Origin of the sequence: Pseudomonas wenzhouensis, from assembly GCF_021029445.1 — a bacterium.
Lineage (GTDB): Bacteria > Pseudomonadota > Gammaproteobacteria > Pseudomonadales > Pseudomonadaceae > Aquipseudomonas > Aquipseudomonas wenzhouensis.
Genome location: NZ_CP072610.1, coordinates 3,386,487 through 3,401,705 on the forward strand (window position 1 = coordinate 3,386,487; position 15,219 = coordinate 3,401,705).

The following is a 15,219-nucleotide window of genomic DNA, read 5'->3' on the forward strand; positions in this document are numbered from 1 at the left end:
GAAACAGGACAAGCCGGCCGTAATTGCGGGCTTGCCGGCCAATGTCCAGACGACCAAGATAGTGGCAAGAGAAGAGGAAGCGGCATGAAATTCTGCAGCCAGTGCGGCAACCCGGTCACCCGCATGATTCCCCAGGGTGACAACCGTATGCGCCATGTCTGTGGTCATTGCGCCACCGTGCATTACGACAACCCGCGCATCGTCGCCGGCTGCCTGCCGGTATGGCGCGAGCAGGTGCTGCTGTGCCGCCGCGCGATCGAGCCGCGCCGAGGCTACTGGACGCTGCCGGCCGGCTTCATGGAAAACGGCGAGACCATCGAGCAGGCGGCGGCGCGCGAAACCCTGGAAGAAGCCTGCGCTCGCGTGCGTGACCTGAGCCTCTATACGCTGTTCGATCTGCCGCACATCAGCCAGGTGTACATGCTGTTTCGCGCCGAACTGGTCGATCTGGACTTCGCCGTCGGCGAGGAGAGCCTGGAAGTTCGCCTGTTCGCGGAGAACGAAATTCCCTGGTCAGAGCTGGCTTTCCCGACAATCGGCCGTACCTTAGAATGCTTCTTCGCCGACCGTCGGCAAAATGCCTTCCCGGTACGCAATGAGCCACTCGAAGCACTGCGTGCACACTACACACCCCGTTGACCCTTGCGGACGATCCCGATGCGCTGGCTGCTGCCCCTGCTTTGCCTGACCCTCAGCTTCAACGCCCTGGCCAGCACCTCGCCAGCGCCAAGCAGCCGCACCGTGGACAAGGTACTGGTGCTCAAATCCGAACGTAAACTGCATCTGCAACAGCGCGGCGAAACCATCAAGTCCTACCGCATCTCGCTCGGCAAACAGCCCAATGGCGCCAAGCAGCGCGAAGGCGACCTGCGCACGCCGGAAGGCTTCTACTGGATCGACTGGCGCAAGCCGAGCGACAAGTACCAGCTGTCGCTGCACATCTCCTACCCCAACGCACGCGACCTGGCCAAGGCCAAGGAAGCCGGGGTACCGCCGGGCAGCATGATCATGATCCACGGCACGCCGCTGGACGAGGAATATCCGGAGTGGTTCTTCCACACCCTCGACTGGACGGAGGGCTGCATCGCCATGAAGAACGACGACATGCGCGAGGTGTGGAGCCTGGTCAAGGATGGCACGCTGATCGAAATCAGGCCCTGAACCCAAGCATTCAACCTGTAGGAGCGGCGCCCCGCCGCGAACTGGACGGCACAGCACCGAACCGCTTCGCCCTGGGGCGGGGCTCCTACAAAGACTGCGCTGCAGGCCTTATCTGAGGTGATTCAAAACTGCAGATCGGACAAACGCCAGACATCGAACGCCGGCGTCTCATAGGGATGGCTCTTCTTCAGCGCCTTGACGGCATCGTGGATCAACTCGTCGGCAACGACCATTTCCACTTTCCACTCGGCAACCTGCTCGACACTGCCGACCTGCCCGATGAACGGCTGGCTACCTTCCAGAGCGCGGAACTGACCTTGGCCCAACACCTGCCAGCAGCAGCTGTCATACAGCCCGATGCGCCCGCCGCCGGCGGCGAACACCGCCTTTTTCACCGGCTCCAGATGGGCTTCCGGCACGTAGAAACACAGTTTGTACATCAAGTTCTCCGCAAAATGGGCAACCGAACAACAGACAAGCCATGACGCCGATATGATGCCATTTCGCCATTCACTTATCTTGAGATCGCCCGCACAAATCCATACGTTGCATCCAGCGATACGCTGCTTTCGACCCTTGCCGAAGGCACTGCGTTCTCAACTTCCGCCGAAAAAACGTCGCCACTTGTCGGTGATGCCGGGTGCTGACGGATTATGGCTGCCATCGCAGTAAGGCAGGCTTGCGGAGCGGCCGCAGCGGCACAGCAGCAGACGCTGCTCGCGCTTGGGTTGCAGGATCAGGGATTGGGCGCAGCCGGGTGGACAGTCAGGCATCTCGGGGGAATGCCCGCAGCGGCACAGCCGATGGGTCTCACCGGGTTTGACCAGGCGGACTTCAGGAAGGGTGTGTAGCGGATCATCGGCCATCGTCGGGCCCATGTAGCCCGGATGAAGTCCGGGTTCATGGTGCGAAGGAAACTGCCCCCGGATTGCATCCGGGCTACGTGCCCCGCCCCCCTCTCCCGCAAGCGGGAGAGGGTCAGCAGAAGGCCGCTACGCGGCCGCTTTTAGTCCACCCACACTCGGGCGTTGCGGAACATGCGCATCCAGCCGCCGTCTTCCTGCCACTCGTCCGGGCGCCAGGAGTTCTGCACGGCGCGGAACACGCGCTCCGGGTGCGGCATCATGATGGTCACGCGACCGTCGCGGCTGGTCAGGCCGGTGATGCCGCGCGGCGACCCGTTGGGGTTGGCCGGGTAGGCTTCGGTGACCTTGCCGTGGTTGTCGACGTAGCGCAGGGCCACGGTGCCGGACAGATCGGCCTCCAGCAGCGCCTCCTCGCTTTCGAACTCGGCATGGCCTTCGCCGTGGGCGATGGCGATCGGCATGCGCGAACCGGCCATGCCCTGCAGGAAGATCGACGCCGATTCCTGGATCTGCACCATGGCCACACGCGCCTCGAACTGCTCCGAGCGATTGCGCACGAAGTGCGGCCAGAACTCGGTACCCGGAATCAGCTCGTGCAGGTTGCTCATCATCTGGCAGCCGTTGCACACGCCGAGGGCGAAGCTGTCCTTGCGCTCGAAGAAGGCCTGGAAACCGTCGCGGGCACGGGCATTGAACAGAATCGACTTGGCCCACCCCTCGCCCGCCCCCAGCACGTCGCCGTAGGAGAAGCCGCCGCAGGCCACTAGGCCCTTGAACTCTTCCAGGCTGACGCGGCCAGCCAGGATGTCGCTCATATGCACGTCGATGGCGGCGAAACCGGCGCGGTCGAACGCGGCAGCCATTTCCACCTGACCGTTGACGCCCTGCTCACGCAGGATCGCCATCTGTGGACGCACGCCCTTCTTGATGTAGGGGGCGGCAATGTCCTGGTTGACGTCGAAGCCGAGCTTGACCGACAGACCGGGGTTGTCCTCCTCCAGCAGCAGGTCGAACTCCTGGTCAGCGCCCTGGGCGTTGTCGCGCAGGCGCTGGATGCGGTAGCTGGTTTCGGCCCACTGGCGCTGCAGCAGACGACGCTCGCCGGCGAATACCGGCTCGCCATTGAAGCTGATGCTGACCTCGCCGTTGTTCACCGCCTGGCCGATCACGGCGACGCAGTCGTCCAGACCGGCGGCGCTGAACTGCGCCAGCACTTCCGGGGTGGCGTCCTGGCGCACCTGGATCACCGCGCCCAACTCTTCATTGAACAGCACGGCCGGCAGCTCGGAAGCGTCATCAGCCAGCGCGTCGAGGTTCAGCGACAGGCCGCAATGGCCGGCAAAGGCCATTTCCAGCACGGTGGTCAGCAGGCCACCGTCGGAGCGGTCGTGGTAAGCCAGCAGGTGGCCGTCGGCGTTGAGGCCCTGAATCACGGCGAAGAAGGCCTTGAGGTCTTCGGCGTCGTCGAGGTCCGGCACCTGCTGGCCGATCTGCGCATAGACCTGCGCCAGGATCGAGGCGCCCATGCGATTCTGGCCGCGACCGAGGTCGATCAGGATCAGATCGGTCTCGCCCTTGTCCATGCGCAGCTGCGGGGTCAGGGTCTGGCGGATGTCCTGCACCGGAGCGAAGCCTGAGATGACCAGCGACAGCGGCGCGGTCACACTCTTGTCGACGCCCTCTTCCTGCCAGCGGGTCTTCATGGACATGGAGTCCTTGCCGACCGGGATGGTGATGCCAAGCTGCGGGCACAGCTCCATACCGACAGCCTTGACGGTGTCGTACAGGCGGGCGTCTTCGCCCGGATGGCCGGCGGCAGCCATCCAGTTGGCCGACAGTTTGATGTCGGACAGCTTGCCGATACGCGCGGCGGCCAGGTTGGTGATGGTCTCGCCGACGGCCATACGGCCGGAAGCCGGTGCGTCGAGTAGCGCCAGCGGCGTGCGCTCGCCCATGGCCATGGCTTCGCCGGTGTAGACGTCGAAGCTGGTGGCGGTCACCGCGCAGTCGGCGACCGGCACCTGCCAGGGGCCGACCATCTGGTCGCGAGCCACCAGGCCGGTGATGGTGCGGTCGCCGATGGTGATCAAAAAGCTCTTGCTGGCCACTGCCGGGTGACGCAGCACGCGGCCCAGCGCTTCTTCGATGTCGACGCTGGCGGCGTTGAAGTCATCGCCCTGTTCCGCTTCGCGGCTGACGCTGCGGTGCATGCGCGGCGGCTTGCCCAGCAGCACTTCCAGCGGCATGTCCACCGGGGTGTTGCTGAAATGGCTGTCGGTCACGGTCAGGTGCGGCTCTGCGGTGGCCTCGCCGACCACGGCGAAGGGGCAACGCTCGCGTTCGCAGATGGCCTGGAAACGCTCGAAGTCGGCCGCATCGACCGACAGCACGTAGCGTTCCTGCGACTCGTTGCACCAGATCTCGTGCGGGGCCATGCCCGGCTCGTCGTTGGGCACGTTACGCAGTTCGAAACGGCCACCGCGACCACCATCGTTGATCAACTCCGGCAGGGCGTTGGAGATACCGCCAGCGCCGACGTCGTGGATGAATTTGATCGGGTTGGCTTCGCCCAACTGCCAGCAGCGGTCGATGACCTCCTGGCAGCGGCGCTCCATTTCCGGGTTCTCGCGCTGCACCGAGGCGAAGTCCAGGTCGGCCGAGCTGGCACCGGTGGCCATCGAGGAAGCGGCGCCGCCACCCAGACCGATGAGCATGGCCGGGCCGCCGAGCACGATCAGCTTGGCGCCGACCGAGATCTCGCCCTTCTGTACGTGGTTTTCGCGGATGTTGCCGAGGCCACCGGCGAGCATGATCGGCTTGTGGTAACCGCGCACTTCTTCACCGCGCGGGCTGCTGACAGCCTGTTCGAAGGTACGGAAGTAACCATTGAGCGCCGGGCGACCGAACTCGTTGTTGAACGCGGCGCCGCCCAGCGGGCCTTCGATCATGATGTCCAGCGCGCTGACGATGCGCTCAGGCTTGCCGTAGGGCTTTTCCCAAGGCTGGAGGAAATCGGGGATGTTCAGGTTGGAAACCGAGAAGCCGGTCAGACCGGCCTTGGGCTTGGCACCACGACCGGTGGCGCCTTCGTCACGAATCTCGCCGCCGGAGCCGGTGGAGGCACCAGGGAACGGGGCGATGGCGGTCGGGTGGTTGTGCGTCTCCACCTTCATCAGGATGTGCACCGGCTCCTGCACCGCGCCGTACTGGCGGGTCTCAGGGTTGGGGAAGAAGCGCCCGGCGGTGAAACCTTCGATGACGGAGGCGTTGTCCTTGTAAGCGGACAGCACGCCTTCGCTGTGCATCTGGTAGGTGTTCTTGATCATGCCGAACAGCGACTTGTCCTGGCTTTCGCCATCGATGTCCCAACTGGCATTGAAGATCTTGTGGCGGCAGTGCTCGGAGTTGGCCTGGGCGAACATCATCAGCTCGATGTCGTGCGGGTTGCGCCCCAGGTCATTGAAGCTCTTGACCAGGTAATCGATTTCGTCCTCGGCCAGGGCCAGGCCCAGGTCCTGGTTGGCCTGCTCCAGCGCGGCGCGGCCACCGCCGAGTACGTCCACGGCGGTCAGCGGCTTGGGCTCGGCGTGGCTGAACAGCGCGGCAGCATCCTCCAGCGCATTCAGAACAAGCTGGGTCATGCGGTCGTGCAGCAGGCTGGCGACGGCGGCGCTGTCGGCTTCGCTCAGGTCACCACTGACGTAGTAAGCGATACCGCGCTCCAGGCGCTGGATTTTGCTCAGGCCGCAGTTGCGAGCAATGTCGCTGGCCTTGCTCGACCAGGGCGAAATGGTGCCGAAACGCGGGATGGTCAGGAACAGCTTGCCGCTGGGCTCCTGCACCGGCACGCTCGGGCCGTATTTGAGCAGCCGCGCCAGCACTTGCTCTTCATCGGCGTTGAGCACGCCCGTCACGTCGGCGAAATGCGCGAACTCGGCGTACAGCCCGGTCACGGCCGGCACCTTGCTGGTCAGTTGCTCAAGCAATTTGCCATGGCGGAAAGCGGAAAGGGCGGGAGCGCCGCGCAGAATCAACATCGTCGGGACAGCCTCTGGGCAAGAGTGTGTACTTGGAGGCCGTGCATTCTAGCCTAAAGCCGCGCTCGCAGCACCCGTACCGGATGCTTTCGAGACGGGCGAGCGCTAGCAGAGAAGCGCTGCGCTGTCGAGATATGGCGCCGCCTGCGCTTTGCGTATACTGCGCCGATGTTTGCACGACCTGCGACACGCATGCGTTGCGCCACAGGGCTGTTGGCGATTGGCACCCTCCTGATGCTTGCTGGCTGTGGCGAAGACCCCAAGCCCAGCGTACTCGAGCAGGTAAAGGCGGAGGGTGAGCTGCGCGTGGTTACTCGCAACAGTCCCGCCACCTACTTCCAGGACCGCAACGGCGCCACCGGTTTCGAATACGAACTGGCCAAACGCTTCGCCACCGATCTGGGCCTGGAACTGAAGATCGAAACTGCCGACAACCTCGACAGCCTGTTTTCCAGCCTGGCTCGCAGCGACGGCCCGGTCATGGCTGCCGCCGGCCTCGTCGACACACCCCAGCGCCTGCGCCAGGCGCGTTTCTCGATTCCGTACCTGGAAGTGACTCCGCAGATCATCTATCGCCAGGGCGAAAGCCGCCCGACCAAGCCTGAAGATCTGATTGGCAAACGCATTCTGGTGCTCGCCGGCAGCAGCCATGCCGAACAGCTGGAAGCGCTCAAGCTGGAGCAGCCGCAGCTGGCGTTCGAGGCATCTGATGCGGTGGAAGTGGTCGACCTGCTGCGCATGGTCGACGAAGGGCAGATCGACCTGACCCTGGTCGACTCCAACGAGCTGGCGATGAACCAGGTGTATTTCCCCAACGTGCGCGTAGCCTTCGACCTGGGCGATACCAACAGCATGCGCTGGGCCGTGGCCGCTGGCGAAGATGACAGCCTGTTGCAGGAAATCAATGCCTTTCTTGAGCGCGCCGAAGCCAATGGCACCCTGCAGCGCCTGAAAGAGCGCTACTACGGCCATGTCGACGTGCTTGGCTATGTCGGCGCCTACACCTTTGCCCAGCACCTGCAACAGCGCTTGCCGCGCTACGAAAAGATGTTCCGCCAGGCCGGTCAGGCCAATCAGGTGGACTGGCGCCTGCTGGCTGCCATGGGCTATCAGGAGTCGCTGTGGCAACCCAATGCCACCTCCAAGACCGGCGTGCGTGGCCTGATGATGCTCACTCAACGCACCGCGCAGTCGGTCGGCGTCTCCAATCGGCTCGACCCCAAGCAGAGCATCGACGGTGGTGCCCGCTACTTCGTGCAGATTCATCAGCAACTGCCTGAAGGCATTCAGGAGCCGGATCGCACCTGGTTCGCCCTGGCCGCCTACAACGTTGGCGGTGGTCACCTGGAAGACGCACGCAAGCTGACCGAGGCCGAAGGCCTGGACCCGAACAAATGGGCCGACGTGCAGAAGATCCTGCCGCGTCTGGCGCAAAAGCAGTGGTACAGCAAGACCCGTTACGGCTATGCGCGTGGCGGTGAGCCGGTGCATTTCGTGCGCAACATCCGCCGCTACTACGACATCCTGACCTGGGTGACCCAGCCGCAACTGGAAGGCACGCAAGTGGCTGAAAGCGGCGCTCACCTGCCCGGCATCGACAAGCGTAAACCCGAAGAAGAACAAACCCCGCCCTTGTAGGGTGCGCCACTCGCACCAAGTGGCAAGACGCAATCCTGAAAGAGGTTCGACAGCAGCCCGCATTCGCCCCGGATTGCATCCGGGCTACGCCATTCAGGCGCGCCGAGCCTTGAAGAACGCTTTCAACAGCGCCCCGCTCTCTTCGGCCAGCAAGCCCCCTTCCACCTGCACGCGGTGGTTGAGAAAAGCCTGATCGAAGAACTGCCCCTGACTGATCGCCACCCCCGCACGCGGCTCGCTGGCGGCGAACACCACGCGGGCGATCCGCGCATGCACGATCAAACCTGCGCACATGCTGCAGGGTTCCAGGGTGACGTACAGGGTGCTGCCGGGCAGTCGATAGTTCTGCACGCTTTGCGCCGCCGCACGGATCGCCACCATCTCAGCATGGGCGCTGGGGTCGTGACGCAAAATCGGGCAGTTGAACCCCTGCCCCACCACCTCACCGCCCTGCACCAGCACGGCACCGACCGGCACCTCGCCCTGCTCAGCCCCCAGATGCGCCAGCGCCAGCGCCAGGCGCATGAAGTGCTCGTCACGCGAGCGGTCGATGATCTGCGGTCTTTTCATTGCATCAATCCGTAGGGCGCCGGCGAAAAACGGCGCCTACCCTACACCACTTCGATGGCTGCCATCAGCCCCGTTTCCATATGGTCGATGACGTGGCAGTGGAACATCCACACACCGGGATTATCGGCAACGAAGGCGATGCGCGCCGTCTCGTTCTTGCCCAACAGGTAAGTGTCGGTGAAGTAGGGAATGATCTTGCGTCGGTCCGAGCTCAGCACCTTGAAGGTCATGCCGTGCAGGTGAATCGGGTGCTGATACTGCGCCATGTTGCGGAGCACGAAGATGTAGTGGCCATCCTTCTTCAGCGTGGCAATCGGGCGCTCGGCACAGGTTTTGTCATTAATATCCCAGGCCTGACCGTTGATCTGCCAATACTTGTAACTGCCGCCACGCTCGACGTTACCGGACAGCATCGCCGCCCACTCGAAGTTGAAACGCAGCGTTTCGGCGCGCGCCAGATCCGGCTCGGCAATCGGGTTGACCGGCAGGGGCGGCGGCCAGCTTCCCGTCGTTTCGCCAGTGGCTACACCCTTGAGCGTCGCCAGACGCAGCGGCCCATTGCGCAGCGACAACGCTTCACCGACTGCCGGTACCCTCAGCGCCAGATCGACGCGCATGCCCGGCCCCAGCCAGTATTCCTTGCCCAAGGGGCGCGGCTGCACCGGATTACCGTCCAGCGCATAGATGCGCGCCTCTCCACCCGGCAAATTGAGCCGATAAGTCACGGTGTTGTCGACATTGATCAGACGCAGACGCACCACCTGCCCTGCCGGCAACTCGAGAGTCGGATTGGGTTCACCGTTGATGGTAGTCAAGCGCCCACGCGTACCCTCACGCGCCGCCTGACGCGGCACCAGAAACTCGGTGAAGGCGCCCTGCTCGTCAATGTGCCAGGTCTTCAGACTCAACGTGCGCTCATGACCAAAGCCGGTCAGCTCACGCTCCTCGACGATCAACGGCCCGACCAGGCCGCGCCCCAACTGCTCGGCACTGGTTGTATGCGGGTGATACCAGAAGCTGCCGGCATCGTGGCAGATGAAGTCATAGTCAAAATACTCGCCCGGCAACACCGGCGCCTGGGAAACGTAAGGCACACCGTCCATTTCCAGCGGCAGACGAATGCCATGCCAGTGAATGGTGCTCTGCACATCCAGTTTATTGATGAAGCGCACCCGCAGACGCTCGCCCTGACGACAGCGCAATTCGACACCCGGCGCCTGCCCGCCATAAGCCCAGGCCGGCGTCACCTGCCCCGGCACCAGCTCCAGATCAAGCGGCGCGGCGATCAGCTCATAGTCGTGACTCGCCACATTCTCCGGGCGCCCCAGCCAGTAACGCACACCACCGGCGCCCAGGCCGGCAACACCGAGGCCAGCCAGGCCGGCGAGCATTTGTCTGCGGGTAAACGACATTTTCATCCTCGGCAATCTGTAGCCATACTCAATTGCGGTATCTTCTCATTTTCATAACTTGAAAAACGAGTCCGCAAACAGAGACGGGTTGCCGCAGCACCGATCTGCAGGCATGAAAAAACCGGCCTAAGCCGGTTTCCTCATACAGCGCCGGGGATCACTCCCACTCGATGGTCGCTGGCGGCTTGCTCGACACGTCGTAGGTGACGCGGGAGATGCCTTCGATTTCATTGATGATGCGGCCGCTGACAGTCTCCAGCAGTTCGTAGGGCAGGTGCGCCCAGCGAGCGGTCATGAAGTCCACGGTTTCCACGGCGCGCAGGGCGACGACCCAGGCGTAGCGGCGGCCGTCACCGACGACACCGACCGATTTCACCGGCTGGAACACCACGAACGCCTGGCTGGTCTTGTGGTACCAGTCGGCCTTGCGCAGCTCTTCGATGAAGATGTGGTCGGCGCGACGCAGCAGGTCGGCGTATTCCTTCTTCACTTCACCGAGGATGCGCACGCCCAGGCCCGGGCCTGGGAACGGGTGGCGGTAGACCATGTCGTAGGGCAGCCCCAGCTCCAGACCGATCTTGCGCACTTCGTCCTTGAACAGTTCACGCAGCGGCTCGACCAGCTTGAGGTTCATTTCCTCCGGCAGGCCGCCGACGTTGTGGTGGCTCTTGATCACGTGGGCCTTGCCACTCTTGGCGCCAGCCGACTCGATCACGTCCGGGTAGATGGTGCCTTGGGCAAGGAACTGGATGTTGTCCAGCTTGCTGGCCTGCGCATCGAACACGTCGATGAAGGTACGACCGATGATCTTGCGCTTCTTCTCCGGGTCGGCTTCGCCGGCCAGGTTGGACAGGAACTGCTCTTCGGCATTGGCGCGGATGACCTTGACGCCCATGTTCTCGGCGAACATGGCCATCACCTGATCACCTTCGTGCAGGCGCAGCAGGCCGTTGTCGACGAAGACGCAGGTCAGTTGATCGCCGATGGCCTTGTGCAGCAGCGCCGCGACCACCGAGGAGTCCACGCCGCCGGACAGGCCGAGCAGGACGTTGGCGTCGCCGACCTGGGCGCGCACGGCAGCGATGGCGTCTTCGACGATGTTGGCCGGGGTCCACAGGGCTTCGCAGCCGCTGATCTCCAGCACGAAGCGCGAGAGGATGCGACCGCCCTGCTTGGTGTGGGTCACTTCCGGGTGGAACTGCACGCCGTAGTAGTGGCGGGTATCGTCGCACATGGCGGCGATCGGGCAGCTCGGGGTGCTGGCGAGAATGTGGAAGCCTTCCGGCAGGCGGGTGACCTTGTCGCCGTGGCTCATCCACACGTCGAGACCAAGCACGCCGTCGGCGTCGACATGGTCTTCAATGCCGGCCAGCAGCTGGCTCTTGCCGACCACGTCGACACGGGCGTAGCCGAACTCACGCAGATCGGAACCTTCCACCTTGCCGCCGAGTTGCTCGGCCATGGTCTGCATGCCGTAGCAGATGCCCAGTACCGGCACATTCAGGTCGAACACGGCTTGCGGTGCACGCGGGCTATTGGCTTCGTGCACCGACTCCGGGCCACCTGCGAGGATGATGCCGCGCGGGGCGAAGGCGCGGATATCTTCGTCGCTCATGTCCCAGGGGTGCAGTTCGCAATAGACACCGATCTCGCGCACGCGGCGGGCGATCAGCTGGGTGTACTGGGAACCGAAGTCCAAAATGAGGATGCGGTGGGCGTGAATGTCGTGGGCCATGGCCGTCTCTCGTAGGTGTTCACAAATGACACGGGGCTGATCGAACAGCCCCGTTATTCATAAAAGTGCGGCGAATCAACCAACTCTGTAGTTGGGAGCCTCTTTAGTGATCTGCACGTCATGGACATGCGACTCAGCCATACCGGCGCCAGTGATACGCACGAACTCGGGCTTGGTGCGCATTTCCTCGACGGTGGCGCAGCCGGTGTAGCCCATCGAGGCACGCAGACCGCCCATCAGTTGATGAACGATGGCACTCATCGCGCCCTTGTAGGGTACGCGGCCTTCGATACCTTCCGGCACCAGCTTCTCGGCACCGGCCGAGGAGTCCTGGAAGTAACGGTCGCTCGAACCTTGCGCCTGCGCCATGGCACCCAGCGAGCCCATGCCGCGGTAGGCCTTGTAGGAACGGCCCTGGAACAGTTCGACTTCGCCCGGTGCTTCTTCGGTGCCGGCCAGCATGGAGCCGATCATCACGGCGGAGGCGCCGGCGACGATGGCCTTGGACAGGTCACCGGAGAAACGGATACCACCGTCGGCGATCAGCGGTACACCGGTGCCGGCCAGAGCAGCGGCGACGTTGGCCACGGCGCTGATCTGCGGCACGCCAACGCCAGCGACGATACGGGTGGTGCAGATGGAGCCCGGGCCGATGCCGACCTTGACGCCATCGGCGCCGGCTTCAACCAGCGCCTTGGCAGCGGCGCCCGTGGCGATGTTGCCGCCGATCACCTGGACTTCCGGGAAGTTCTGCTTGACCCAACGCACGCGGTCGATCACGCCCTTGGAGTGGCCGTGGGCAGTATCGACGATGATCACATCGACGCCGGCTGCGACCAGCGCCGCAACACGGTCACCGGTATCGGCACCGGTACCCACGGCAGCGCCCACACGCAGACGACCCTGGTCATCCTTGCTCGCCAGCGGGTAGGCCTTGGCCTTCTCAATGTCGTTGACTGTCATCATGCCCTTGAGGCGGTACTGATCATCGACGATCAGCACGCGCTCGATGCGGTGCTTGTGCAGCAGCTTGCGCACCACCTGGGTGTCTTCGCCTTCCTTGACGGTGACCAGACGCTCTTTGGGCGTCATCACGTCGCGCACCTTGGCAGCCATATTGCTTTCGAAACGCACATCCCGACTGGTAACGATGCCGACCAGATCACCATGATGCAGCACCGGCACACCGGAAATATTGTTCTGCCGGGTCAAGTCGAACAGATCACCCACGGTGGCATCGGCCTCGATGGTGATCGGGTCTTTCACCACGCCCGACTCGAAGCGCTTGACCTTGCGTACTTCGGCAGCCTGCTGCTCGACGGTCATGTTCTTGTGGATGATGCCGATGCCGCCTTCCTGAGCCATGGCGATGGCCAGACGGGCCTCGGTCACGGTATCCATGGCAGCGGACAGCAGCGGGATATTCAGCTCGATGCCACGGGTCAGGCGGGTCTTGAGGCTGACGTCCTTGGGCAGTACCTCGGAATAACCGGGAATGAGCAGGACGTCGTCGAAAGTGAGTGCTTCTTGGCTGATGCGCAGCATGGGCGGGCTCCCGAGCGGGAAAATAAGAAGCGCGGCATTATACCCAGCGACCTCGCCGCACTCAATGCAAAGTGCGCCTCTAGGCAGGCCTGTGTTGAAAATAATAAAATAATGATTCTCAAAAACATATGCACCCTAGTATCAAATGAACTTCACCCGCTCTTGTCTGGGCAGCCCATGCGCCGTCCTGCTGACCCTTTGCCTGCTGCCCGCCAGCCAACCACTCGCTCAAGAGTTGCAGCTGCCCAGCCAGGAAGTGGTGGCCAGGCCCACCCAGGAAGATGACGGCTATCAGGCCAGACACGCCAGCTCGGCGAGCAAATCTTCCGTAGAACTCAGGGATGAAGCACAGTCGGTACAGGTGGTGACACCCCAGACCCTCGAAGACTTTCAGGTCAAGTCGCTGGACGATGCGATGAAGTTCGTCAGTGGCATAACCCAGAGCAACACCCTGGCCGGTACCCAGGACGGCTTCATCAAGCGCGGCTTCGGTAGCAACGCCGATGGTTCAATTTTGCGAGACGGCATTCGCTCCAGCCTGTCGCGCAACTTCAGCGCCACCACCGAACGCGTGGAAGTGCTCAAGGGGCCGGCCTCACTGCTGTATGGCGCGCTGGAGCCGGGCGGCCTGATCAACGTCATCAGCAAGAAACCGCAGTACCAATGGGGCACGCAACTGACTGCGGACAGCTCCAGCTTCGGCGGTGGCAGCCTGGCAGTCGACGTGACCGGTCCGATTGCCGACAGTGGCCTGGCCTTTCGCCTGATCGCCGAGCGGCAGAACGAGGACTACTGGCGCAACTTCGGCACCAAGGAAAACAGCCTGATTGCCCCCTCGCTGAGCTGGGAAGGCGAACGCCTACGCCTGAACATCGCCTATGAATACAAGGAATACAGCACGCCGGTGGATCGTGGCACGGTGATCATCAACGGCAAACCGGCCAAGGTTTCCTACAACGACCGCTTCGGCGAGAGCTGGTCGAAGGCAGAGGGCATCGACGAATTGCTCACTGCCACCGCCGAATATCAGCTCAGCGACGACTGGTCGACCCGCCTCACCTATGGCTGGAACAACGAGCGCTACGACTATGCCGAAGCTAGGCCAGACCCGATAGGCTTCAACGCCACTCCCGGTGCATTGCGGCGCCGCTCTGACGGTAGCGAGCATGACAACCAGACTCAATATCTGGCCTGGGACTTGATCGGCAACGCCAACCTGTTTAGCCAGCGACATGATCTGCTGATCGGTGCCGACACCGAGCGAGTCGACAACTTCCGTGGCGACACCTGGCGCGGCCCGGCGGTGGGTGGCTTCAATATCTACAACCCGGTATACGGCAACCTCGCCGCACCTTCGACGCTGAGCCTCAAAGACAGTGACCGTAGCGACGAACTGCACTCGCGCTCAATCTATGCCAAGGACAACTGGCACCTGAACGATCAGTGGATCCTGGTACTGGGTGGCCGTTACCAACGTTTCGAACAACTGGTCGAACAGGGTCGCGGCACCACCTACAAACGCCCCACTGACCGTAATGACACCACCTTCTTGCCCTTCGGCGGGCTGGTCTTCCAACTGAACGACCAGCTGGCTTTCTACGGCAACTACAGCCGCTCCTTCGCGCCCAATGCCTCGGACGCCGATACTGGCCAGGCATTCGATCCCGAAGAGGGGCGCAGCTACGAGCTGGGCGTGAAACTCGATCTGCCTCAAGGCATCGGTGCCAGCCTGGCGCTATTCGATATCGAGAAGGAAAACGTGGTCGTCAGCAACAACAACGTCTCCGAGGCGGCCGGCAAGGTCGGTTCGCGCGGTGTGGAGCTGGATATCAGCGGCCGCCTGAGCGAGCGCTGGGAACTGCTCGGCAGCTACGCCTACACCGATACGGAAATCCTCGATGACCCGGCCAATGAAGGCAACGAACTGGTCAACGCCGCGCGCAACGTCGGCAGTCTGTACCTTGTCCATCACCTGCATCTGCCGCAGGAACTGGGTCAGTGGAAACTGGGTGGCGGCGCCCGCTATGTCGGTGAACGTGCCGGTGACAACGCCAATACATTCTGGCTGGACAGCTACACGGTGGCCGACGCCTTCGTCACCTGGGACAGCCAATTGCTCGGCGAGAAGACGCGCCTGCAACTGAACGTACGTAACCTGTTCAACGAGCGCTATTACCCCTCCAGCGGTGGCAACCTGCGCGTTGCAGTGGGCGAGCCACGCGAGTTGCGCCTGTCGGCCAGCGTCGAGTTCTGAC

11 protein-coding genes are annotated in these 15,219 nt (G+C 63.0%); 4 read left to right on the plus strand and 7 right to left on the minus strand.

Annotation, left to right across the window (positions count from 1 at the left end; genetic code table 11):
• The first annotated feature begins 84 nt into the window (after nucleotides 1-84).
• Together J7655_RS15650 and J7655_RS15655 are read left to right on the plus strand one after the other, a co-directional pair.
• The gene (locus J7655_RS15650) at nucleotides 85-639 is read left to right on the plus strand and encodes an NUDIX hydrolase (protein ID WP_230925235.1); all 555 of its coding nucleotides are present in this window, start codon (nucleotides 85-87) and stop codon (nucleotides 637-639) included.
• An 18-nt stretch (nucleotides 640-657) separates the two neighbouring features.
• On the plus strand, nucleotides 658-1,161 hold the full coding sequence (locus J7655_RS15655) for a L,D-transpeptidase family protein (RefSeq protein ID WP_179591792.1): 504 nt from the start codon (nucleotides 658-660) through the stop codon (nucleotides 1,159-1,161).
• A 122-nt stretch (nucleotides 1,162-1,283) separates the two neighbouring features.
• Here the strand turns inward: J7655_RS15655 and J7655_RS15660 are convergent, their stop codons facing one another.
• The 3 genes from J7655_RS15660 to purL all read right to left on the minus strand — a co-directional run bounded on the left by J7655_RS15660 (nucleotide 1,284) and on the right by purL (nucleotide 6,064).
• Nucleotides 1,284-1,601: a YqfO family protein gene (locus tag J7655_RS15660; protein ID WP_181565078.1), complete on the minus strand. Its 318-nt coding sequence runs from the start codon at nucleotides 1,599-1,601 to the stop codon at nucleotides 1,284-1,286.
• Nucleotides 1,602-1,757: 156 nt separating this feature from the next.
• Nucleotides 1,758-2,027 carry a CDGSH iron-sulfur domain-containing protein gene (locus tag J7655_RS15665; RefSeq protein WP_179591790.1) on the minus strand — a complete coding sequence of 90 codons (270 nt, stop codon included), beginning with the start codon at nucleotides 2,025-2,027 and terminating at the stop codon, nucleotides 1,758-1,760.
• Between the two features lie 140 nt (nucleotides 2,028-2,167).
• Nucleotides 2,168-6,064, minus strand: coding sequence for a phosphoribosylformylglycinamidine synthase (gene purL, locus J7655_RS15670; RefSeq protein WP_230925236.1), 3,897 nt, complete (start codon nucleotides 6,062-6,064; stop codon nucleotides 2,168-2,170).
• A gap of 168 nt (nucleotides 6,065-6,232) precedes the next feature.
• On the opposite strand from purL, the gene mltF reads away from it, so the two are divergent.
• On the plus strand, nucleotides 6,233-7,702 hold the full coding sequence (gene mltF / locus J7655_RS15675) for a membrane-bound lytic murein transglycosylase MltF (protein WP_230925237.1): 1,470 nt from the start codon (nucleotides 6,233-6,235) through the stop codon (nucleotides 7,700-7,702).
• A gap of 93 nt (nucleotides 7,703-7,795) precedes the next feature.
• Here mltF and tadA read toward each other — a convergent pair whose 3' ends face one another.
• From tadA to guaB, 4 genes are all read right to left on the minus strand, one after another.
• Complete coding sequence (gene tadA, locus J7655_RS15680) at nucleotides 7,796-8,272, minus strand: tRNA adenosine(34) deaminase TadA (RefSeq protein WP_230925238.1); 477 nt, start codon at nucleotides 8,270-8,272, stop codon at nucleotides 7,796-7,798.
• Nucleotides 8,273-8,313: 41 nt separating this feature from the next.
• The gene (locus tag J7655_RS15685; protein ID WP_230925239.1) at nucleotides 8,314-9,684 is read right to left on the minus strand and encodes a multicopper oxidase family protein; all 1,371 of its coding nucleotides are present in this window, start codon (nucleotides 9,682-9,684) and stop codon (nucleotides 8,314-8,316) included.
• Between the two features lie 157 nt (nucleotides 9,685-9,841).
• On the minus strand, nucleotides 9,842-11,419 hold the full coding sequence (guaA, locus tag J7655_RS15690) for a glutamine-hydrolyzing GMP synthase (protein WP_230925240.1): 1,578 nt from the start codon (nucleotides 11,417-11,419) through the stop codon (nucleotides 9,842-9,844).
• 75 nt (nucleotides 11,420-11,494) lie between these two features.
• Nucleotides 11,495-12,964 carry an IMP dehydrogenase gene (gene guaB / locus J7655_RS15695; RefSeq protein ID WP_003462762.1) on the minus strand — a complete coding sequence of 490 codons (1,470 nt, stop codon included), beginning with the start codon at nucleotides 12,962-12,964 and terminating at the stop codon, nucleotides 11,495-11,497.
• A 145-nt stretch (nucleotides 12,965-13,109) separates the two neighbouring features.
• On the opposite strand from guaB, the gene J7655_RS15700 reads away from it, so the two are divergent.
• Nucleotides 13,110-15,218, plus strand: a complete 2,109-nt coding sequence (locus J7655_RS15700) for a TonB-dependent siderophore receptor (protein ID WP_230925241.1) — start codon at nucleotides 13,110-13,112, stop codon at nucleotides 15,216-15,218.
• Nucleotide 15,219 lies beyond the last annotated feature (1 nt).

What these genes read in the sequence shown, in the direction of transcription:
- J7655_RS15655 (WP_179591792.1), top strand. Translation starts at nt 658, where the DNA reads ATGCGCTGGCTGCTGCCCCTGCTTTGCCTGACCCTCAGCTTCAACGCC.
- mltF (WP_230925237.1), top strand. Translation starts at nt 6,233, where the DNA reads ATGTTTGCACGACCTGCGACACGCATGCGTTGCGCCACAGGGCTGTTG.
- tadA (WP_230925238.1), bottom strand. Translation starts at nt 8,272, where the DNA reads ATGAAAAGACCGCAGATCATCGACCGCTCGCGTGACGAGCACTTCATG.
- J7655_RS15700 (WP_230925241.1), top strand. Translation starts at nt 13,110, where the DNA reads ATGAACTTCACCCGCTCTTGTCTGGGCAGCCCATGCGCCGTCCTGCTG.
- guaB (WP_003462762.1), bottom strand. Translation starts at nt 12,964, where the DNA reads ATGCTGCGCATCAGCCAAGAAGCACTCACTTTCGACGACGTCCTGCTC.
- guaA (WP_230925240.1), bottom strand. Translation starts at nt 11,419, where the DNA reads ATGGCCCACGACATTCACGCCCACCGCATCCTCATTTTGGACTTCGGT.
- J7655_RS15665 (WP_179591790.1), bottom strand. Translation starts at nt 2,027, where the DNA reads ATGGCCGATGATCCGCTACACACCCTTCCTGAAGTCCGCCTGGTCAAA.
- J7655_RS15660 (WP_181565078.1), bottom strand. Translation starts at nt 1,601, where the DNA reads ATGTACAAACTGTGTTTCTACGTGCCGGAAGCCCATCTGGAGCCGGTG.
- purL (WP_230925236.1), bottom strand. Translation starts at nt 6,064, where the DNA reads ATGTTGATTCTGCGCGGCGCTCCCGCCCTTTCCGCTTTCCGCCATGGC.
- J7655_RS15650 (WP_230925235.1), top strand. Translation starts at nt 85, where the DNA reads ATGAAATTCTGCAGCCAGTGCGGCAACCCGGTCACCCGCATGATTCCC.
- J7655_RS15685 (WP_230925239.1), bottom strand. Translation starts at nt 9,684, where the DNA reads ATGTCGTTTACCCGCAGACAAATGCTCGCCGGCCTGGCTGGCCTCGGT.